Genomic DNA, 20,880 nt, shown 5'->3' on the forward strand with positions numbered 1-20,880 from the left:
TCACCCGCTATTTATACCCCGCTAATTACGTTTTCACTTTATCTCCAATATATCATAGCCAAATAACATACTGTTCCAAGTGCAATAAACGGTCCAAATGGCAATGGTTGTCTTGGTGTTATACGCTTTAGCAAGATACCAATTCCAAAAAAGCAAAGGCTCAAAATAGAAGCAAAACAAAGCGTAATACAAATTGCCTTCGCCCCTATTATAAATCCAAGTAACGAAAGTAATTTCACATCGCCTCCTCCAAGTCCATTTGGAAATATGATTTGAACGAAATATAATACAATTAATATCGTCCCTCCGCCTATTAAGCTATCCCACCAAGGAACGAGCGAAATAAAAATATGCTCTATTAAAAATAAACACGTAAAACAGACTAAAACCACATCTGGAATCAACATATAGAATAAATCTGTCATCGTAATAATAATAAGTAAAGAAAGTAACGTCCATATAAGAATTAGTTCTTCATCCATTCCAATTACGCACGCAGAAAAAAGAAATGCTACCCCTGTTATCCCCTCAAACAATGTATACGTAAAGGGTATTTTCATTTTACAATGAAAGCAGCAACCTCTTTGCAAACAAAATGAAATAATTGGAATAAGTTCTTTCGCCCCTAACGTATGGCGACAATAGTGACAATAAGAACGCGGAGCAATAATCGATTGTCCAATAGGAATACGCACTGCTACAACCGTATAAAAAGAACCGAGCACCGTTCCAATTAAAAAAGCATATAAATAAAATGTCATATCAGCCTCCCCTTTCCCCCAAAAAATATAACAGAAAGAGTACGATACTTCCATTTCACATTATCTTTGTTCCAATAAAAAAGCAGGCCATTTCTTAGCCTGCTTTCCTCCATTTTACACTACAAAATAATATGCTTTTAATGGTCCGTGTACACCTACAACAAGATTCATTTCAATATCAGCTGAGTTACTTGGACCTGTAATGAAATTGATACAAGAAGCTACTGCTTCCCCATTCTCTACACGCGTGTTCATATCCTGAACTGCTTGTGTAATACGTGGTACGATTGTTTCACGTGGGATAATCGCAAAATAAACCGTAGGTAAGAAATGTAAAGAACGACCTTGACCTTTATGACTTTGCACAACAATTGTACCAGATTCCGCCAATGTGTAATCACTAAAGGCAATACCGATATTTGCTTTTTCAGCCAAACGAATATTTCCCTCTTTTTTCTCCGGATCCCAAATGTTTACTTCCATATGCTGATTTGGGAGCTCTGTAGAAAATAAAGAGTTCAAACCGTACGTAGCAAAACGTTCGTCCTGCGATAATAAAATAGGTCCACCGCCGTTTTCCACAATTATCTTTTGAATCGCTGTACTTAGTTCATCCTTTGTTGTTTCAATTACAGTCGTATGAATGTTTGTACATTGTTTTTTGAATACTTCTAGCAATTCTTCCTCTGAATAATCTTTCAACGTTTCTACGTTCACATTATTTTTCCACACTGGACGCTGTACGCCTTCTGTTTTACGCGCACGTCCAAGTTCTTTTGCAATGTTCTCTAAAAAAGAATCACGGTTTTGAATTGTCCCTGCCATCAGTCGTTCCCGCCTTTCTTGTGATCTTTATACCAATCTCGGAATCTTTCTTTACTTGGAGCTGGGAACTCACGAATATCCGTCCAGTTTTTCAACGGCCCTACACCCTTCGTTACACGATTACCAGCCGTAAATGGACTCATTGCTGTCGGAGCCATTTTCGATCCCATTCTATATAAAGCTGCTGAAGAGGCACCCATACTAAACATCTTCATTGCTAGTTTTTCTGCAAGTGGTGCTCGTCCTTCTTTCTCAACAATGACTTGGCGATGTTTTAATAACAAGTCATGCAATGGAATTTTTACTGGACAAGCTTCTGTACATGCCCCACATAAACTAGAAGCATACGGAAGTTCTTTATAATCGTCATAGCCACCTAAAAGTGGTGTTAATACCGCTCCAATTGGACCAGAATAGATGGATCCATAAGAATGCCCACCAACATGACGATATACAGGACATACGTTTACGCAAGCTGCACAACGAATACATTGCAAGACTTGACGGAATTCAGACCCAAGAATTTGAGATCGTCCATTATCTACAACAACTAAATGGAACTCCTCTGGTCCATCTACTTCTTCTTCTTGAATTGGTCCTGCTACCGTTACATAACTTGTTAATTTTTGCCCAACTGCACTGCGGCATAGTAAACCAACAAGGACATCTAGTTCTTCCATAGTTGGAACCATACGTTCCATACCCATTACTGCAATTTGTGTTTTTGGAATAGACATAACAAGGTCAGCATTTCCTTCGTTTGTTACTAAACAAAGAGAACCTGTATTTGCAACTGCAAAGTTACATCCCGTTACTCCAATTTCAGCATCCATAAATTTTTCACGAAGTTGTTTACGAACAAACTTTGTCATTTCATATGGATCATCAGAATTTTCATATCCAAGCTTCTCTTTAAATACGTCACGAATTTGCGTTCTGTTTTTATGAAGTGCCGGTGCGATGATATGAGATGGTGGATCGTTATCCACTTGCAGAATGTACTCACCTAAGTCACTCTCTAACACTTCACAACCAATCTCTTCAAGCGCATGGTTCATACTAATTTCTTCTGTTACCATCGACTTTGATTTTACAACTTTTTTTGCTTGTTTCTGTTTTGCTACCTCTTGAATGTATTTGGCTGCTTCTTCTTTTGTTTTCGCAAAGAAAACATGACCACCTCTTTTAGATACATTTTCACTTAGTTGCATTAAGTAGTAGTCTAGATTTTCTAACGTATGCTGACGAATTTGTTCACCAAGTTCACGCCATTCTTCCCAGTTTCCTAATTCATCGGCTGCTTTTAATCGATTTGTATATAAACGTGTTTGTGCAGAAGATACTGCCCCACGCATAAATGAATCTTGAATTCCATCGCCAACGCGATCATTAAATTTTTTCTCACTGATTTTCATAGACATAGCTTATGTTCCCCCTTTATGAGCGACTATTCAATACCTCAGCAATATGCATTACTTTTACTTCCTTACCTAAGCGCTCAATACGTCCGCCAATGTTTAACAAACACCCACAGTCAGCACCGATTAAATAATCAGCACCCGTTTCCATTACACTATTCACTTTCTCATCTACCATTTGCTCAGAAATTGGTGTCATCTTAACTGAAAACGTTCCCCCAAAACCACAACAATTTTGTGCGTTTGGTAATTCTTTTACAGTTAATCCTTTTACATTTGATAGTAAAATTCCTGGTGCTTCCTTTACTCCAAGCATGCGTGTCATATGGCAAGATTTATGAACAGTTGCTGTTCCTTCTAAGCTAGCTCCAACATCTGTAACTTTTAACACATCTACAATAAATTGTGTTAATTCATATGTATGATCTGCTACTTTTTGTGCACGAGGTGCCCATTTTGGATCATCTTTAAAAACGTGTGGATACTCATGAAACATTGTCGCACAAGAACCAGATGGAGTTACGATATACTCTGCATCTTCGAAAGTCTCAATCATGTGCTTCATCGCTTCTTTTGCTGCTTCTACATGACCGCTATTATAAGCTGGTTGTCCACAGCAAACTTGAGCTTCTGGAAATTCAATTTCACAACCTAAACGCTCCAACAATTCAACTGTTGCTTTACCGACATTTGTTTCAAACATATCGACTAAGCAAGTAACAAACAAAGTAACTTTCATAATTATAATTCCCCCTCATTACAACTTCATTAACAATCATATGGTCATCAGATGACTTGATAGAAAGAAGAAGCTAGGCATAATCGACCTACCTGACCCTCTCCCTAAAAGAAAACGCTTACTCAATCTTCCTCTATTTTATCAGAAAAATGAAATTTCGAAAGACTAAATCACGAATTTATATCTTGTTTACCTGTGACAATATGCTCTACATTTGTTAAATGATCCAGCATTGCTTGTTGTGCAGATTCTACATCTTGTTTCAATACCGCATCGTAAATAACTTGATGCTCTTCTAAAAGTCGTTCTGCTGTTGTTTGTTCACCATATAAAATAATGCGTCTCGATTCACCAATCGTCTCAGCAATCATTTCCGAAACATGATTCATAAGTTCAAGCAAGATGTTGTTATCTGAAGACTTTGCAATTTCCATATGAAAATGAAAGTCCGCTTTTTCACCAGCTCTTTCATTCCCAATACTTTTTTCCATTTCATCTAACCAATGCTTCATATTTTTTAAATTATCTTCTGTACGTTTTGTTGCTGCCGCTCGAACTGCCCCTACTTCAAGCACTTTTCGCACTTCCAATAAATTTAAAATATCTTCCTTCTTCATTAACAACATGTTATTTAAAGGTTTTGTTAATGCAGAAGAATCGAAGTTCTTCACATATGTTCCTTCTCCTTGTTTCATCTCAATTAAGCCCATCGCTCGCAAGGCACTTAGTGCTTCACGAATCGCAGATCTGCCAACTTGAAACTGCTCAGCTAATTGATGAACAGGAAGAAGTTTGTCACCAGGTTTTAATGTACCATTTTTTATCATTGTTAAAATGGCTTCAGATACCTCTTCGTAAATTTTTTTCGGTTTGATAGATTTGTACTCCAGTTAAATCACCTCAGTATCATCCAAACAACAATTCAAACGCTTAAATAAGATAGCATCCATAACTATTTTAGAACGAATTAGTAAGAAGTACAAATGTTTTGTTCATAAAATCGCCAAATTTTTGTTATAGGGATCCAATTAATGGATATTCCAACCAGTAATAGTTTATATTTCTCCTATATGATTCGCCTTTATTTCCTATTTATATAGCATCTAAATAAAGTAGACTATCGTCAGTAGAAACTCCACTACTCACAAATAACTTGATAAAAAAGAAGCATGCTTTACTTAAAACATACTTCCTTCTTCATTTACATATAAGTTTATAATAACTGTCGTTCCTTTTCCTTTTTCACTTTCAACTCGCCACTCTCCACCATGGATATGCACAATTTGTTTGACAATCGCAAGGCCAAGGCCCGTCCCGCCATGCTGACGACTTCTCGCTTTATCCACCCGATAGAAACGTCCGCCAAGCTGCTCTAAATGTTCAGCATCAATACCGATTCCGGTATCTTGTATTTTCAATTCACATTGCCTATCTTTTTTCTTCAATTGTATAGAGATGCTACCATCTTGATTTGTATATCGAATCGCATTGTCCAGCAAGTTATGAAGTACTTGTTGCATTCTGTCTTCATCGATCATCACAATAATATCAGGATCAAGATCCTTTGAAATATACAACCGTTTTTCTATACATTTTAATTCATACGTTTCTAACACATCTTCAATAAGCTGCGCAAACACAATCGGTTGTTTTTTTAATGGAAAATGATCTCCTTCAAGTTGCGCCAAATCTAACAAATCATGAACAAGACGTTGCATACGACCAGCTTCTTTATGAATGAGCTGTGTAAATTTTGATTGTTGTTGTCCCTTTGCAACGCCATCCAATATCGCTTCACTATACCCCTTAATATAACTGAGCGGCGTCCGCAGTTCATGAGAAACATTTGCTAAAAATTCCTTGCGCTTTGTATCTTCCATTTCCAATGAATTTGCCATTTTATTAAATGCTTTTCCTAAACGACCTATTTCATCTTCCGACGAAATAGTAATACGTTCAGAAAAATCTCCCGTTGCCATATGATTCGCAACTCGTTCCATTTGTGAAAGAGGCTTTGTAATCGTAATAATAATTTTTCTACCAATCCAAACTGTAAGTAAAATCATAACGAAAGCTAATGGAGCTAAAATCAGTCCCATATCGTATATTAAATCTTTAATACTCTTTAATGGAATATATGAGTACACAATACCAACTAATTTCTTACCTTCTAAAACTGGAATGACAACCCCCATAATATTCCGATCAAAATGTTCTTCATATCCAACTTTTGTAACTGTCTTTCCATCTAACAATGTTTGTCTATCATTTTCACTAATAAGAGAATGATGATGTACATCAAAAGGTAAACAGGCACTTAAATCACGAGGATTGCTCACAAAAAGTACATCCGCACTCGCAATATGATCAAATGCTTGAACTTTTTCTCCAAACGCTAACGTACCTTCTTCCTTTTTATATTGAGATACAAGTCTTTTTCCTTCCATTACTAATGAATCTTCAATGTTTTGAACATATAACTTTTCATATGAATATAAGGACACGAAATAAAGAAAAGAAACTGTTACACATACTGCACATACTACCGTAAGCCAAAGCTTTTGTACCATCGTAAACATGTTACACCTCAAATTTATAACCTACACCCCATACCGTTTGAATGTAGTTTCCACTTTCTCCAAGTTTTAAACGCATCGTTTTCACATGTGTATCTACCGTTCTCGTACTTCCTGCATAATCATATCCCCATACTTTTTCAAGCAATTGCTCACGGCTAAACACTTGTCCACTATGCTGACAAAGAAAATAAAGTAAATCAAACTCTTTTACAGTCAGAGAAATAGATTCCCCTTCCGTCTCAATCCGCCGGCTTTTTTCATTAATAACGATTGGACCGAATTGAAGTTCTTCTTGTTGCTCACGTTTCGTATATCGTCTTAATACAGCTTCCATACGCGCAATGAGTTCACCTGGACTAAACGGCTTCACAATATAATCGTCTGCTCCCATCCGTAAACCATTGACGCGATTCCATTCTTCACCTTTTGCTGTTAAAAAAATAATCGGTACATCCGATGATTTTCGGATTTCTTTACAGACTGAAATACCATCCATCTCCGGCATCATAATATCTAAAATAACAAAGTCATAATGCTCTGTATCAAGCATATGAAGGGCATCTTTTCCATTCTCTGCTTCTCCCCATTCATATCCGAAATTATCTAAATACATGCCAACAAGTTGTCTCATATCACTTTCATCATCTACAAGTAACACCTTATGTTTATTCATTTTCCTCCCCCTTCTCGCTGCGTTAGTTGAAACGGTCCCTTGCCAACTGCAATCGTTTGTTTCACCTTCATTTTTTGAATATCAATTACATACACTTCATTACTATCATAGCTAGCTACATATCCCTCTTTCTTACTCTTCAAAAAAGAAAACGGATTAGCTCCTACCTCAAGAGCTCCTACTTCTTGATAAGTTTGTGTATCAAATTTTCTTAAGGTATTTGATCCATGACTTAATGTATATACAAACTTTTCATCCCCTACAAGACTAACCGGCATAAATGGTGCATGTAAAGAACGAATCATCTCTCCATTACTTAATGAATAAACTAAGACTTTCTCATTCACTTGCTTTCCATCACCATGTCCACCAATCCAGATCTCCTTTCCATCGCTACTAACCATTGCCCCTGTTGATGCTGGTGGTACCATAAAAGATTGTATAACCTTCTTTTTTTCTAAATCGATTGTAGATAGCTGCGTGTCATAAAAATTCAATACATGTAGCTGTTTATCATTTTGCACCATTGTTAGTGGACCTTTCCCTACAGAAACACTCCCGGTCTCTTTTCCATTTACCGTAAAGAAACGTACTTTTTGTTCATTTTGATCAGCCATAAATAATTGTTTTCCATCATTTGATACTAAAACATTTGTAATCCCTTTCCCAGTTTTCCATTTTCTAATTTGCTTTCCTTCTGCTAACGAGTAGACATATATATCTTCTAATTGTTTACCATACACAAGCATCTCGTCTCCGCCTGAAAGCATTGCAATTCCTGTAATAGGTTCTTTTAATTCCCATGTTGTTACTGTCTTTTTCGACTTTTCATCAATAAAACTAACACTACCTTCTTTAATATTTGTTGTTATGATGATATTTTTATTTTTAGCAATCGGTGTATATGAATTCTCCTGACATCCTGCTAATAGAAACAAAAAACATAGCAGAAAAAAGTATTTCTTCAAAAGATTCCCTCCATCTATAAATGATTTCGTTATAATTGTAAAATAGCAAATATTTGTGAGGAAAGTGTGAAATCTTCCTATTTTATGAAACTGTATATATAATGTACAACAAATAAAAATAAAGGTGTGGAAATTATGCTTTTCCTGACTTAGTAAACAAAATTATCCGTGAGGTTTAAAGACTAATTACTGAAAATAGTATCATTATTAATATACAAGGTACCATTACTAATTGTTTAATGAATACGATGTTTTTGGAAACAAAGAACGCTACGATGAAACTCCTCTAGTAATTCCTAAAGAGAAAAGTTGTTACGGGGCACTTGCACGATCATGCTGGGGAAAAAGTGGCGCAAAAGAGCTTGCAAAACGGGGCAACAATTGTCACTGCAAATCTAGGATGATTACTACAAATGAAACTCGGTATTGAACGGGGAAAACTCTCGCATAAAATGAGAGGCATTTACATTGTAGACTTATTATTGGAAGCAATTGAATACAATTCGTAATATATGTAACAATATGAAAACGGCTATCTCCTTCTTCTATGTAAAGAGATAGCCGCTTTTTTATGCGCTACAAGATTAAAAATATGTTACCGTATATAAAAAAAGAACAACAAAAAGATTACAGTTTTGTTAAAAATCATCCATTATATTCCTCAAAAAAATACTAAAACCCTTGATGGGAATGGTTTCTCTCTTTCTCCAAAAGGTAATTATACCCAAAATAATGCATTTATAACTGAGGCTGAAAATGCTGAAAATTCCTTTTACAATCTAGTTTTCTCTCAGTTCACCCCATATTTAAATCTAGGATAAAATAGGAAATTTTATAGTCTATGTATTTTTTTCCATCTTTTTTCCGGCAATTTGTATGCTACGATGAATTTGTCAGTCAGACAGGCTGTTAAAAACAAATCTGTGTAAGAACAGTTACAAAACTTTTATATAGGGGGACACATGTCATGAAAAAACGTGTTTTATTATCTGTCGCAGCAGCAACTGCATTCACATTCGGAGCATCTACTCTTAGTGCGGAAGCAGCAACAATGCAACCATCTACAATGAAGGTTCAAAATGTTCAGCAAACTAAAGTTGTTATGCAACATATGAATCAACAAGAATTACAATCTTTCTTACAATCTATGGGAATTAAATCTCTAGCACAATGGAATCAAGTACAATTCCAGCAAGGGAACTGCTTCATTCCTGGTCAGCAACCAATTGAAACTACTAAACCTGTAGAACAAAAACCAGCTGAAAACAAACCTGCTGAAGAAACAACAAAACCAGAGGCTCAAAAGCCGGCTGAAAATAACAACAATACAAACAACAACGAAACACAAAAACCGGCTGAAAACAAGCCTGCTGAAGAAGCAAAAGGTTCTTTAAGCGAATTTGAACAACGCGTTGTTGATTTAACAAATGCTGAGCGTGCAAAACAAGGTTTACCAGCATTAAAAGTTGACGCTGAATTAAGCAAAGTTGCACGTATCAAATCTGAAGATATGCAAAAAAATAACTACTTCGATCATAATAGCCCAACATACGGATCTCCATTCGATATGATGAAGAAGTTTGGTATTTCTTATAAATCTGCTGGTGAAAACATCGCGCAAGGTCAACGTACACCTGAAGAAGTTGTACAAGCTTGGATGAATAGTGAAGGTCACCGTGCAAATATTTTAAATAGCGGTTTCACTCACATCGGTGTTGGCTATGTGGAAAGCGGAAACTACTGGACACAACAATTTATTACGAAGTAATATAAATAAAAACCTTTCTTTTTAGAGGGGAGAGGATTCGGCTGCACATAGAAGCGGTCGGATCCTTTTTCGTTGTCCCATGTCATATGAAATCACAAGGAGACAATGGATGCAGGGCTCCTTATGTGCTTCATAGCCACAACTGATATGTTAAAAGATAAGTCAAAATAGATTTATATAAAAGGAATCTCCTGTTACGGAAGACTCCTTTTATATTTCATAATTTCCTAGTATATATGAATACAAAATACAAAACATAAAAGAAATAGATCCACAGCTAATCACACCAATTAGTAGATAAAATCCCCATTGTAGTTTCAAAAACAAACAAATTAATATGATAAACGACATGTATTGAAATATACGTTGACTAAACAAACGTATTTTCTGTAACACAATCGGCTCCTCTTCTTTTTTTCTTCCTTTTTTAAATCCTTTACTAACCATAAAAAGAAACGCACTAATTCCTATTATAAGGCCAATTTGAAATGGTATATCGATTCCGATACCAATGACAAGAATAAGCATATGAATAAATAATAAAAATAGAGATACATTTTCTTTAAATCTCATCACAATATTGCGATCATTCTCATTGAACTTATATACGTAATGTGAAATGATATACAACAGGCCATGAAGACAAATAATAAGGCAGGGAATAAATAACATAACAACTTGTTTCCTTGCATATTCATTTGGTTCACCATCCTGATTCCAGTGCACCGCTAGATAATTCGGTAAATATGGAGATAGAAACAACGTAAATAGAAAACAAGCAAGAAATATACCTATCATATATTTATATCTTACCAAGTAATTTTCACCTCTCTTTTCTATTTACGGCTTCTATTTTCACAAAAAATTTCCTGCAAAAAAATATCTTTCTCAACTAAACAGAAAAACTTTACTTGTTCTATTTTTGGAAAGATTTCAGAATGCTATTTAAATGATTTGGAAGCGGAACCTCTACTGTGATCTCTTCTTTTGTAATAGGATGTAAAAAAGCAATCCGCATGGCATGTAAGGCTTGACTTGACATATATGTGGATTGTCCACCATACAACGTATCACCAATTAGCGGATGACCACTATGACTCATATGAACGCGAATTTGATGAGTTCTTCCTGTCTCTAATTGTAATGTTACAAGCGTCACATCTTTGTTTTTAAAATATTCCTCTACCTTATAATGTGTTACCGCATGATCACCCTTTGGAGACACACGGCGCCTCGTTGCATGATGTCGATCTCTTCCAATCGCTGCGTCAATCCTTCCTTGCTTCTTTTTTACTTTTCCTTCTACCAATGCCAAATATGTTCTTTTAATTTTACGTTCCATTAATAATCGATCCATAATAGCACCCGCGATTGCGTGTTTCGCAAATACAACACCACCCGTTGTATCTTTATCTAATCGATGAATATGACGTACTTTCGTCTCTACACCTTGCATTTGTAAATGAAAAGCAACAAGATTTGCAAGTGTTCCTGTTCCACCTTTGCTAGAAGGATGCGTATCCATGTGCGCAGGTTTATTTACAATTAATACATGATCGTCTTCAAATATCACTTCTAAATCACCGAACTCTGGCTGGACACCATACTCCTCCTGGATAAACATATGAACTTGCAATTTATCCCCTTCTTGTAAAGATTCACTCCATCCTTTTCGTTCTCCATTGACGATAATGCCTTTTTCCATACGAAGTTGATGTAATAGCTTTTTTGGGACGCTCCACTCTTCTTTTAACAAGGAATCAATGCTCATACTGCTCCATTTAGTTGGAACGGTAATTTCACACCATTCTCCCTTTCTTTTCATTTCCATGCTTTATCCACCTTATTTCTATTGATTCTATTATTGTAACGGAAAATGATTGATAATGCATCGTTTAAAACAAAAGACAGTCTACATAATAGACTGCCCTCTAAGCACGTAATTTCTTAATTTCTTGTAACATTTCTTCTGCTTTTTGCTCATAAGATAAATCTTTAAAAAAGTCTGCTAATCGCCTATAGTCGTTGTAAGCATCCAGTAAATTATCTATTGTTTCTTCCTTAGAAACTTTTGGCTTCGATTTCATTTTCACTGGATATCGATAACCGGACATCTCATGTATTTTATAATATTCTTCCTCTACTTGAATGACTTTCACAAGTTCTTCTTCTTCAGCATCCATTGTATACCCATCAAATTCTCTCAGTAATTCATAAATAATATGAGTCCATTCATCTTTTGGGTAAAATCCTTTTTCGAGTCTATAGCCGACAATGCGATACATGTGCCCATCATTTTCTGCAAACTGTACAGTATCATTTAACTTAAATTTAAAATAACGAAACATTGTCTTCACCTGCTTTTATATGTATTGTCCTTACCACATACTATTTGCAAAAAGTGGACAATGCTATTCATAAAAAAAGCACTCATCTATAAGAGAAACTGCTAAAAACTTTTCTTTTTGGATGGGAGAGTATCCGATCATGTAAAGGCGGTTATTGCCTTTTTTCGTTCCATACCTTGTGAGAACAACGGTAGGAAATGAGAAGCGATCTGCTTTTGTATTCCTAGCCGCGATTGATATACCAGTAAATTAAAATAAATATATACGGAAAGTCTTATAGATCAACAAAAGGCCACTGAAAAACTTTCGTTTTCCAGTGACCTTTCTGCAAGATGAACATTTTTTTCAATCTAATGATTTTACTTTTTTCTTTCGAAACGGCAGCCACCAGTTCCAATCTCCGAACATTTTCATTAAACTTGGCACAAGCATAAGCCGAATAATCGTTGCATCAAGAAAAATAGCAAGTGCTACACCAAGCCCCATCTGCTTTACTGGTAAAATATCAGTAAAGGCGAATGCTCCTGTTACAACAATCATAATAAGAGCAGCTGATGTAATAATACGGCTTGTTGATACAAGCCCTTCTAACGTTGCCACATCATTATCTCCTGTCTCTTCATACAATTCATGGATACGAGAAATAAGAAACACTTCATAATCCATGCTTAAGCCGAATACAAGACCGAATATAAAAATCGGTAGCACAAATAAAACTGAGCTTGCTTCTAATCCAAAATGTCCACCTTCAAATAGCCAAATCACAATTCCAATTGTTGCACTTAAACTAAGTATATTCATCACAATCGCCTTAATTGGAATGAGTATAGAACGGAATGCAAATAATAAAATACAGAAAGTAGAGCCGAATATGACAGACATACCAATCACAACTTTATCTTTAATTTCATCCTCTAGCTCTTGTTGAAATGTTGTCATACCACCTAAATAATATGTAATACCATCATCTTTATAGGTGTCTTTAAAATCACGAACCCATTGCTTCGCAGTCTCCGCTTTAGGCTTTGTGTCTAAGAAAATTTGAATGGTTGTTTTATTTCCTTTTGTATAAGCATCAAATACAGGTGTTATTTGTGTTCGCTGAGGTGATTGTAATAATGTAGCAATCTGTTCCGCTGTCATTCCATTTAGCTCACTATACAAACTCTTTACTTTGTATACATGCTTATCTTTTTCCAGCTTCTGAATAATACCTTCTATCTTTTGTAGACTATCTTTCTCAGTTACTTTCTGCTTCGTCTCTAGTACCAAGGTAACATCAGCATGCGTTTTCACAATTTTATTAAATGCCTCTTCATATCTCTCATATGCCATTCGCGTATCGCTTTTCTCTGGCAATGCTTCTACACCAGGAAATTGAAGATTGGCAGTACGAAGCGGTAACAAACAGATGAGAATAAACATTGTAACAACGACAATCATCATAATAGGATGCTTCATTACAAATTGAGCAAACTTACGCCACATATTGGAAGTGCGAGGTGCAGTTTGTTTCTTTTTCAGTAATCGCTTTCCTATTAACGATAGCAAGGCTGGAAGAAGTGTAAGTGAAAATAAAATACTCATCACAACAACAATCATCCCGCTAATCGCAACAGACTGAATATAATCAATTTCAAAGAAAAACAAACCAGATAAACCTACAAATACACATAATCCTGAAAATACAATCGCACGACCCGCTGTTTGATACGTAACAGCTATTGCCTCTTTTACTGTACGATGTGCCACTTCCTCACGAAACCGATTCACAAATAACAATGCAAAATCAATTGATAAAGCAAGCCCAATCATCGGTGCAACATTTAATACAAAAATAGATAATTCTTTATCTACACCGATAAAATATAAAATTCCCATTGTACTAATAACACTAAGTGCCCCATTTAAAATCGGCAAGATGGAAGCGAGCAAGCTACCAAATGAAAATAGTAATACAAGAAAAGCAATTGGCAGTCCAATCATTTCTGCTACTTTCAAATCATTTTGTGTGCGCTCATTAATTTCTTCATTAATCTTTGGAAAACCTGTGGGTGATACCTTCAACGTATCGTTACTTTCCTTTTTTATTTCTTTTGCAAATTTTAATGTCTTTTCATTCCGTTCTTTACTTGTTTTCCCGGAAAATAAAATCGTCGCATACGCAATATCATCTTGTAACATTTCTTTATTTTCTAATGGATGATGGAATGAATCATATGTTTCTTTCTTTTGAATTTTTGTTATAATTTCTTCTATTCGTTTTTGAAAATCCTCGTTTGAAACTCCTTTATTCTTCTGAAAAACGAGAAGGAGCGCATCTTGAGACTGTTTAAAATCCTTATCTAAAATTGCTTTTGTCGTTTGATAGTCTCCTTTTGTTTGAAAACCATCGCCTCCTAATACCCCTGGAAGTTTTGGTGCGAAAATACCGAGTGCTATTGCTAACACGACTAATGAAGCAATGACTGTATAACGAAATCGATAAAAAAAAGTACCTAGTTTCCCCCAGTTATCTATTTTATGTACATTTGTCTTCACACATCTTCACCTACTTTATATAATTAGTGAATCCCACTATATTTTAGCACATCTTACCATAGTCAATGGCATAACATAATATAAAGTGAAACTTTAATCAGTAGGTTTTTTCTTCATTCCTCACCGATTATTAGCCCTGATCAATCGCGCTTTTACTGCCCACAAATAGCTGAATAAAAAACATCCAAAAATTCCAGTACTCTAGGAATTTCCGGATGTTTTTTATCTTTCTTGATTTGTTCCAAATCGCTCAGAAAGCAAACGATGAAAATAAATAGCAATAATTAATAACATACCGCTTAAACAATAGCCAGCTAAAATATCAGTCGGATAATGTACAGATAAAATAATTCTGCTTAATCCAATCCATATGATTAGCAATGCCATCGCAATCGTAATAACAACTTTCCCAGCCACATTTTTTACGTTTGCAGCAATGATATAAGCGAGAAATCCATACGTAACCATTGATAGCATTGCATGGCCGCTTGGAAAACTATATCCAAGGGCATCAAACGCTTCATTTAAACTCGGACGATCTCTTTTCACTATTTCTTTTATTCCTTTATTCACAAGATGTGTGATTAGTACAGCCATAGGATAAACAACCATTGCCACATAATAGCGCTTCTTCCAAAAAACGAAAAGACTAAGCGTAAGCGTACCTATAATTCCAATTGCAGATCCCAATTTTGTAAAATATGAAAAAAATGAAAGTGAACTTTCTGTTTGTAATCCTCTTACAAGCCCTTTCACATATGAATCAATTGTTGTCACACCACCTGCTTGTATCCTCCAAGCAATGAGAGCAAATGCAACAAACAACAAGATGATACAAGCGAGCTCATATCGATGTAATTTTCTTTTCAAACCTTTTCCTCCTATTATGAAAAAATGCGATTTCTATTCAGAAACCGCATTTTTGGTACTTATTCGCCTTTTGTTTTTAACTCCGTCCAGTAACGATCATACTCTTTTAATTTATTATCTACATCAACAAGCCACTCTGTACGAGCCAACTCGTCTTTCGATAAGAAAATCATGTGGTTATTACGATACTCTTTACTGTGAAGTTCCCATGCTTTTTCATTTGGATTACTATATCCAATGGATTCATAGTTTTTCACACTTACTTTTTCATCCATTAAGTAGTTCATAAACTTCTCTGCAAGTTCTTTATGTTTCGCACCTTTTGGAATTGCTAATGTATCCGCCCAAATTGTACCGCCTTCTTTTGGAACGACATACTCTATATCTTTATTATCTTTTGCAATGAACGCTGCATCTCCAGACCAGACTGTCCCAATCCAAGCGTCCTCTGTAATAAATTTTTGTTTAATATTATCTGTATCAAACGCAAGTAAGTTAGGAAGTAACTTTTGCAGATCAGTAGCTGCTGTCTTCAATTCAGCATCATTTTGTGTGCTATTTGAAAATCCATTCTTTTTCAGACCCATTCCTAATACTTCACGAGAATCATTTAATAAAGTAACATGGCCTTTATATTTCTCATTCCATAGGTCATTCCAACTTGTTGGTGCTTCTTTTACGTGCTTTTTATTGTAAGCAATTCCTGTTACACCCCAAGTGTATACAAGCGAGTACTTATTCTCTGGATCAAATGGAGGTGTTTTAAAGTTTGAAACAAGATTTTTTACATTTGGAATGTTCTTTTTATCCAATGGCTCTAGTAAATCCATTTTTGCCATCGTTTTAACCATGTAGTCTGACGGTTGAATCAAATCATATTTTGCACCGCCAGCTTGCAATTTCGCAAGCATTTCTTCGTTACTTGCGTATTTATCATAATTAACTTTGACATTATATTTCTTTTCAAAATCTTTTATTACTTCTTCATCAAAATTATCAGCCCAGCTATAAATGTTTAGCTCTTCCTTCTTCTCACCACACCCAGCTAATAGGCCGGCAACAAGGCTGAAGCTAATCGCTGCACCAGCTACTGTTTTCATCCATTTCATTGATGAATTACCTCCTCTTTCTTTATAATTTGTTCTCTATGTTATAGCGGAAGATGTCCTCCGGAGTTTTCTTCACCATCTGCACCTTTTTTACGGAAGATCTCTGATGCAACCATTAATCCAACAATTACAACAATTAAAATTGTAGAAAGAGCATTAATTTCAGGTGATATTCCGCGCTTCACCATACTGTAAATGTATAATGGCAATGTTGTTGATCCTGGACCTGATACGAAGAAACTAATCACAAAATCATCGATTGATAGTGTGAATGTTAATAATGCCGCTGAAATAATACCCGGTGCAATTCCAGGAAGCGTAATATAACGAAACGTTTGCCACGGAGTTGCTCCTAAATCATTCGCTGCTTCTTCTAAATCGCGGCCCATTCCAGAAAGACGTGCTGCTAAAATGACAACAACGAATGAAATACTAAATGTAATATGGGCAATAATAATGGTTGCTTGTCCAAGTTCAATGCCAAGTTGACTAAATAAAATAAGTAAAGATAATCCCATTAAAATATCAGGAATTAAAATTGGTAAATATACGAGACCGTTAATTGCCCCTTCAAAACGATATTTATAACGATGTAATGCAACAGCGAAAATCACACCAAGAACCGTTGTCACAATTGTCGTCACAATCGCGATTGTAATACTATTTACAAATGCATCAATAACATCTTGCTTTTGAAATAAATCAGTATACCAATGGAACGTAAATCCTTCCCATTCCGCGTTAATACGAGAATCGTTAAAAGAATATACCATGAGAATCATCATTGGAAAATACAAGAACAATAAAATTAACCAAGAATAAGAGACTAAAAACTTCTTCATCTTTGTCTATTCCCCTCCGTTTCCGTATTTATATACTTTCGTTGCACGATAATATAAGTAAATTAACAGAACAGAGAACAGAACGACAATAATGGATAACGCTGATCCAAATGGCCAATCACGTGCACCTAAGAATTGGTTTTGAATAACGTTTCCGATTAACGCTACCTTTGATCCACCCATAACGTCTGATACAACAAACATTCCAATAGATGAAACAAATACTAAAATCGAACCAGTAGCAACCCCTGACATTGTCATTGGTAATGTTACATTCCAAAACGCTTTCATCGGTGTTGCTCCTAAATCATATGCTGCTTCTAATTTACGTTTATCTAGCTGCTCAATTGCTGCGTACACTGGTAAAATCATAAATGGCAGTAAAGAATATACCATTCCTAATACTACAGATGGTGTATTATACAGTAAATTTAGTGGCTCATTAATAACGCCTAACTTTAGTAATACTGTATTTACAAGCCCTTGTGAACGTAAAATAACAATCCATGCATACGAGCGCACAAGAAAGTTGATCCAGAACGGAATCGTTGCTAATAATAGTAAAATCGAACGATATTTACGATCAACAATTGTAATTGTATATGCAAACGGGTAACCAATGAGTAAGCAAAGTACTGTTGTGATCACTGCAATTTTCACTGTTTCCCATAATGTGTTCATATACAAGGGATCAAACACACGAGATATATTATCTAACGTAAATTGCATCTCCACTGTTCCATATGCCCCGCGCTGCAAGAACGCAAATGCTAATACGAATACAAGCGGAATTAAAAAGAAGATTAGTAACCATGTAACTGTAGGTAATGCGAGTAGTTTCCCTTTTTTCAATTTAAGGTCACCTCATCCTCTTGCTCCCAGCCTACGTATACATTATCCCCAATACTCCACTGCGCTGCTCCCTCTGCAGTTTGGTATGCCATTAATAGTTCTGCTGTTTTTTCATCACGTACATAAAGCTTCTCCATATTTCCAACAAACTCGATATCTTCAATATGTCCAAGATGGTATTCTTTTAAAATTGGTTCTTCAACCGAACGTATTTTCACATTTTCAGGGCGAACTGCTACGTTGTTTTCCCCATTCTTTATAATATTATTTTCACCAATGAATGTCGCGACAAACATTGTTTTTGGCGCTTTATAAATTTCCTTTGGCGTTCCGATCTGCTCGATATGCCCTTTATTCATAACGACAATACGATCACTCATGCTCATTGCTTCTTCTTGATCGTGCGTTACATATATAAACGTAATTCCTAAATTACGCTGTAAGTTTTTCAACTCACGTTGTAAATCTTTTCTTAACTTAAAATCAAGTGCTCCAAGTGGCTCATCTAGTAATAATACACGCGGATTATTTACGATTGCTCTTGCAATTGCAACACGCTGCTGTTGTCCACCAGAAAGCTTAGCAGGCTTACGATTACGGAATTCAAGTAACTGCGTTAAACGCATCGCTTCTTCTGCACGCTCTTTTTGTTCTGCCGCTGATACTTTTTGCATCTTCATACCAAAACAAATATTTTTCTCCACCGTCATATGTGGAAACAATGCATAATGCTGGAACACTAAGTTCATATGACGCTTATAAGGCGGTAAGTCATTGATTCTTTCTTCATCAAGTAAAAGGTTACCTTTTGTTGGAGTTTCAAAACCTGCAATCATACGAAGTAACGTTGTTTTTCCACAACCACTCGGTCCAAGAATTGTTAAAAATTCTCCTTCTTTAATGTCTAAAGAAAGAGGTGGAATAATCACTTGATCTCCAAAATGTTTTTCTACTGCTTCAACTTTAATAATCTTTTTCATTTTCCCGTCCTATCTATCTCAAATTTTTAATTTTTATATTCATGAATAAATATTAGTTTTCTATAGATTTTTTTGTTTCGATCCAAACAAAAATAATTATTTAACAGCGTCCTCTTCTATTCTTTATGTAGTATGTTTGATTCATTTTCGCATGATACACATGTCGAACAGAAAAACCCCTTCAAGCGAGAAGGGGTTTTTATCATACGGCTACGCCTACTGATAAACACCATCATCATTTTAACAACTTTCGTATAAATTTTAAAGCACTTTTTGTAGAAGAGTAACGAATTTTCATATCAAATACTGTAGATTGAGACAAAATGCTTTTATAGTGCGAAAATGTTCGAAAACTTTGCTCCCCATGATAACTTCCTAATCCACTGCTTCCAACGCCACCAAAGGGTAAATATGGCGTAGCAAGGTGATACACAACGTCATTTATACACCCACCGCCATATGAAATATTACGCGTAATTTGTTTTTGAATTTCTTTACTCTCTGAAAATACATATAAAGCTAATGATTTAGGTTGTCGTTGAATTTTCCCAATGATATCTTCTATATTTTCATACTCCATAATCGGCAAAATCGGACCAAAAATTTCATCTTCCATAATAGAATCCTGCCACGTAATATTCGTTACAACACTTGGCTCTATATGTAGAGTTTCTTCATTGTATTTTCCGCCAATTTCAACACTGCCATCTTGTAAAAAAGAACATAGCCTTTCAAAATGACGTTTACTGACAATCCGAACGTAATTTTCATTTTGTAGAGGTTTTTCTCCATATTGATTTTTAATTTCCATTCGCAGTGCTTCAATAAGTTGTTCTTTTATAGAAGAATGAACATATATGTAATCCGGCGCAACACATGTTTGTCCCGCATTCAAAAATTTCCCCCAAACAATACGCCTTGCCGCTATTTCTAATTTTGCATCATTATGCACAATACATGGGCTTTTCCCACCAAGCTCTAACGTAAGAGGTGTCAAGCTTTTCGCTGCCGCTTCCATAACAATCTTGCCAACCCCTACACTACCAGTAAAGAAAATATAATCAAACGGCTCTTTTAACAGTGCTGTACTCTCTTCAATACCGCCTTCAACAACCGTAACAAGTTCAGCTGGAAATAACTCTTGTAACATATTTACAAGAAGACTAGAAACATTAGGTGTCAATTCTGACGGCTTTAATACAACCGTGTTGCCAGCTGCTAAGGCTCCTACAAGGGGTGCAATTGCAAGTTGAAATGGATAATTCCACGGAGCCATTACAAGAGTAACACCGTAGGGCTCTGGAACGACTCTCCCCTTCGAACCAGCGTGTGTAAGTGCTGTACGCACGCGCTTTGGCTTACTCCATGAAGAAAGATGTTTCATTAAAAAGGAAATCTCCTTTAATACGTATCCAACCTCTGTCGTAAATGATTCATGATCTGATTTATTTAAATCCAATTTTAACGCTTGAAAAATATCAGACTCAAAACGTTGAATCCCTTCATATAACTTTTGTAAATGTTTCTTTCTTTCTTCTATATTTCTTGTGCGACCTTTATAAAAATATGACTTTTGCTCGTTCACAATAGAAGTGATATCCATCTAC

General features: G+C 35.6%; 19 protein-coding genes and 1 pseudogene. 2 read left to right on the top strand and 18 right to left on the bottom strand.

Going from position 1 to position 20,880, the window contains the following annotated elements; all coding sequences use genetic code 11:
• Positions 1-38: 38 nt before the first annotated feature.
• The 8 genes from M014_RS0108760 to M014_RS0108795 all read right to left on the bottom strand — a co-directional run bounded on the left by M014_RS0108760 (position 39) and on the right by M014_RS0108795 (position 7,963).
• Positions 39-761 (bottom strand): prepilin peptidase, encoded by a 723-nt coding sequence (locus M014_RS0108760; RefSeq protein ID WP_026591387.1) that lies wholly within the window; start codon positions 759-761, stop codon positions 39-41.
• 114 nt (positions 762-875) lie between these two features.
• Positions 876-1,586: a LutC/YkgG family protein gene (locus M014_RS0108765; RefSeq protein WP_026591388.1), complete on the bottom strand. Its 711-nt coding sequence runs from the start codon at positions 1,584-1,586 to the stop codon at positions 876-878.
• Positions 1,586-3,007, bottom strand: a complete 1,422-nt coding sequence (locus M014_RS0108770; RefSeq protein WP_026591389.1) for a LutB/LldF family L-lactate oxidation iron-sulfur protein — start codon at positions 3,005-3,007, stop codon at positions 1,586-1,588. Before M014_RS0108770 ends, M014_RS0108765 begins: the two co-directional genes overlap by 1 nt.
• Before the next feature lie 16 nt (positions 3,008-3,023).
• Positions 3,024-3,743, bottom strand: coding sequence for a (Fe-S)-binding protein (locus M014_RS0108775; RefSeq protein ID WP_026591390.1), 720 nt, complete (start codon positions 3,741-3,743; stop codon positions 3,024-3,026).
• 170 nt (positions 3,744-3,913) lie between these two features.
• On the bottom strand, positions 3,914-4,603 hold the full coding sequence (locus tag M014_RS0108780; RefSeq protein ID WP_255259962.1) for a FadR/GntR family transcriptional regulator: 690 nt from the start codon (positions 4,601-4,603) through the stop codon (positions 3,914-3,916).
• A 318-nt stretch (positions 4,604-4,921) separates the two neighbouring features.
• Positions 4,922-6,322, bottom strand: a complete 1,401-nt coding sequence (locus tag M014_RS0108785) for a sensor histidine kinase (RefSeq protein WP_026591392.1) — start codon at positions 6,320-6,322, stop codon at positions 4,922-4,924.
• A gap of 1 nt (position 6,323) precedes the next feature.
• The gene (locus M014_RS0108790) at positions 6,324-6,995 is read right to left on the bottom strand and encodes a response regulator transcription factor (protein ID WP_026591393.1); all 672 of its coding nucleotides are present in this window, start codon (positions 6,993-6,995) and stop codon (positions 6,324-6,326) included.
• Entirely contained in the window at positions 6,992-7,963 is a 972-nt protein-coding gene (locus M014_RS0108795; protein ID WP_026591394.1) for a lipoprotein, read from the bottom strand. The genes M014_RS0108790 and M014_RS0108795 overlap by 4 nt, the downstream gene beginning before the upstream one ends.
• 374 nt (positions 7,964-8,337) lie before the next feature.
• Here M014_RS0108795 and M014_RS30600 point away from each other — a divergent pair.
• Both M014_RS30600 and M014_RS0108800 read left to right on the top strand, forming a co-directional pair.
• A pseudogene (locus M014_RS30600) lies at positions 8,338-8,472 on the top strand (glycolate oxidase); the annotation flags it as partial.
• A gap of 458 nt (positions 8,473-8,930) precedes the next feature.
• Complete coding sequence (locus M014_RS0108800; RefSeq protein WP_026591395.1) at positions 8,931-9,731, top strand: CAP domain-containing protein; 801 nt, start codon at positions 8,931-8,933, stop codon at positions 9,729-9,731.
• Between the two features lie 210 nt (positions 9,732-9,941).
• On the opposite strand, the gene M014_RS0108805 is transcribed toward M014_RS0108800, so the two are convergent.
• From M014_RS0108805 to M014_RS0108850, 10 genes are all read right to left on the bottom strand, one after another.
• Positions 9,942-10,547, bottom strand: a complete 606-nt coding sequence (locus tag M014_RS0108805) for a DUF1648 domain-containing protein (RefSeq protein WP_026591396.1) — start codon at positions 10,545-10,547, stop codon at positions 9,942-9,944.
• A gap of 100 nt (positions 10,548-10,647) precedes the next feature.
• Positions 10,648-11,562, bottom strand: a complete 915-nt coding sequence (locus M014_RS0108810) for an RluA family pseudouridine synthase (protein ID WP_026591397.1) — start codon at positions 11,560-11,562, stop codon at positions 10,648-10,650.
• 100 nt (positions 11,563-11,662) lie between these two features.
• Positions 11,663-12,079 carry a hypothetical protein gene (locus M014_RS0108815; protein ID WP_026591398.1) on the bottom strand — a complete coding sequence of 139 codons (417 nt, stop codon included), beginning with the start codon at positions 12,077-12,079 and terminating at the stop codon, positions 11,663-11,665.
• Between the two features lie 345 nt (positions 12,080-12,424).
• Positions 12,425-14,620, bottom strand: coding sequence for an MMPL family transporter (locus tag M014_RS0108820; RefSeq protein ID WP_026591399.1), 2,196 nt, complete (start codon positions 14,618-14,620; stop codon positions 12,425-12,427).
• A gap of 222 nt (positions 14,621-14,842) precedes the next feature.
• Entirely contained in the window at positions 14,843-15,490 is a 648-nt protein-coding gene (locus M014_RS0108825) for a phosphatase PAP2 family protein (RefSeq protein WP_026591400.1), read from the bottom strand.
• Between the two features lie 59 nt (positions 15,491-15,549).
• Positions 15,550-16,599 carry a polyamine ABC transporter substrate-binding protein gene (locus M014_RS0108830; RefSeq protein ID WP_026591401.1) on the bottom strand — a complete coding sequence of 350 codons (1,050 nt, stop codon included), beginning with the start codon at positions 16,597-16,599 and terminating at the stop codon, positions 15,550-15,552.
• Between the two features lie 41 nt (positions 16,600-16,640).
• Positions 16,641-17,441, bottom strand: a complete 801-nt coding sequence (potC, locus tag M014_RS0108835) for a spermidine/putrescine ABC transporter permease PotC (RefSeq protein WP_026591402.1) — start codon at positions 17,439-17,441, stop codon at positions 16,641-16,643.
• Positions 17,442-17,447: 6 nt separating this feature from the next.
• The gene (locus M014_RS0108840) at positions 17,448-18,293 is read right to left on the bottom strand and encodes an ABC transporter permease (protein ID WP_026591403.1); all 846 of its coding nucleotides are present in this window, start codon (positions 18,291-18,293) and stop codon (positions 17,448-17,450) included.
• Positions 18,290-19,273: a spermidine/putrescine ABC transporter ATP-binding protein PotA gene (gene potA, locus M014_RS0108845; protein ID WP_026591404.1), complete on the bottom strand. Its 984-nt coding sequence runs from the start codon at positions 19,271-19,273 to the stop codon at positions 18,290-18,292. The genes M014_RS0108840 and potA overlap by 4 nt, the downstream gene beginning before the upstream one ends.
• Before the next feature lie 235 nt (positions 19,274-19,508).
• Positions 19,509-20,876, bottom strand: coding sequence for an aldehyde dehydrogenase (locus M014_RS0108850; protein WP_026591405.1), 1,368 nt, complete (start codon positions 20,874-20,876; stop codon positions 19,509-19,511).
• Between the last annotated feature and the right edge of the window lie 4 nt (positions 20,877-20,880).

This window comes from Bacillus sp. UNC437CL72CviS29, from assembly GCF_000482345.1.
Taxonomy (GTDB): Bacteria; Bacillota; Bacilli; order Bacillales; family Bacillaceae_G; genus Bacillus_A; species Bacillus_A arachidis.

What these genes read in the sequence shown, in the direction of transcription:
- M014_RS0108765 (WP_026591388.1), bottom strand. Translation starts at nt 1,586, where the DNA reads ATGGCAGGGACAATTCAAAACCGTGATTCTTTTTTAGAGAACATTGCA.
- M014_RS0108800 (WP_026591395.1), top strand. Translation starts at nt 8,931, where the DNA reads ATGAAAAAACGTGTTTTATTATCTGTCGCAGCAGCAACTGCATTCACA.
- M014_RS0108810 (WP_026591397.1), bottom strand. Translation starts at nt 11,562, where the DNA reads ATGGAAATGAAAAGAAAGGGAGAATGGTGTGAAATTACCGTTCCAACT.
- M014_RS0108815 (WP_026591398.1), bottom strand. Translation starts at nt 12,079, where the DNA reads ATGTTTCGTTATTTTAAATTTAAGTTAAATGATACTGTACAGTTTGCA.
- M014_RS0108830 (WP_026591401.1), bottom strand. Translation starts at nt 16,599, where the DNA reads ATGAAATGGATGAAAACAGTAGCTGGTGCAGCGATTAGCTTCAGCCTT.
- M014_RS0108785 (WP_026591392.1), bottom strand. Translation starts at nt 6,322, where the DNA reads ATGTTTACGATGGTACAAAAGCTTTGGCTTACGGTAGTATGTGCAGTA.
- M014_RS0108770 (WP_026591389.1), bottom strand. Translation starts at nt 3,007, where the DNA reads ATGTCTATGAAAATCAGTGAGAAAAAATTTAATGATCGCGTTGGCGAT.
- potC (WP_026591402.1), bottom strand. Translation starts at nt 17,441, where the DNA reads ATGAAGAAGTTTTTAGTCTCTTATTCTTGGTTAATTTTATTGTTCTTG.
- M014_RS0108850 (WP_026591405.1), bottom strand. Translation starts at nt 20,876, where the DNA reads ATGGATATCACTTCTATTGTGAACGAGCAAAAGTCATATTTTTATAAA.
- M014_RS0108775 (WP_026591390.1), bottom strand. Translation starts at nt 3,743, where the DNA reads ATGAAAGTTACTTTGTTTGTTACTTGCTTAGTCGATATGTTTGAAACA.
- potA (WP_026591404.1), bottom strand. Translation starts at nt 19,273, where the DNA reads ATGAAAAAGATTATTAAAGTTGAAGCAGTAGAAAAACATTTTGGAGAT.
- M014_RS0108760 (WP_026591387.1), bottom strand. Translation starts at nt 761, where the DNA reads ATGACATTTTATTTATATGCTTTTTTAATTGGAACGGTGCTCGGTTCT.
- M014_RS0108790 (WP_026591393.1), bottom strand. Translation starts at nt 6,995, where the DNA reads ATGAATAAACATAAGGTGTTACTTGTAGATGATGAAAGTGATATGAGA.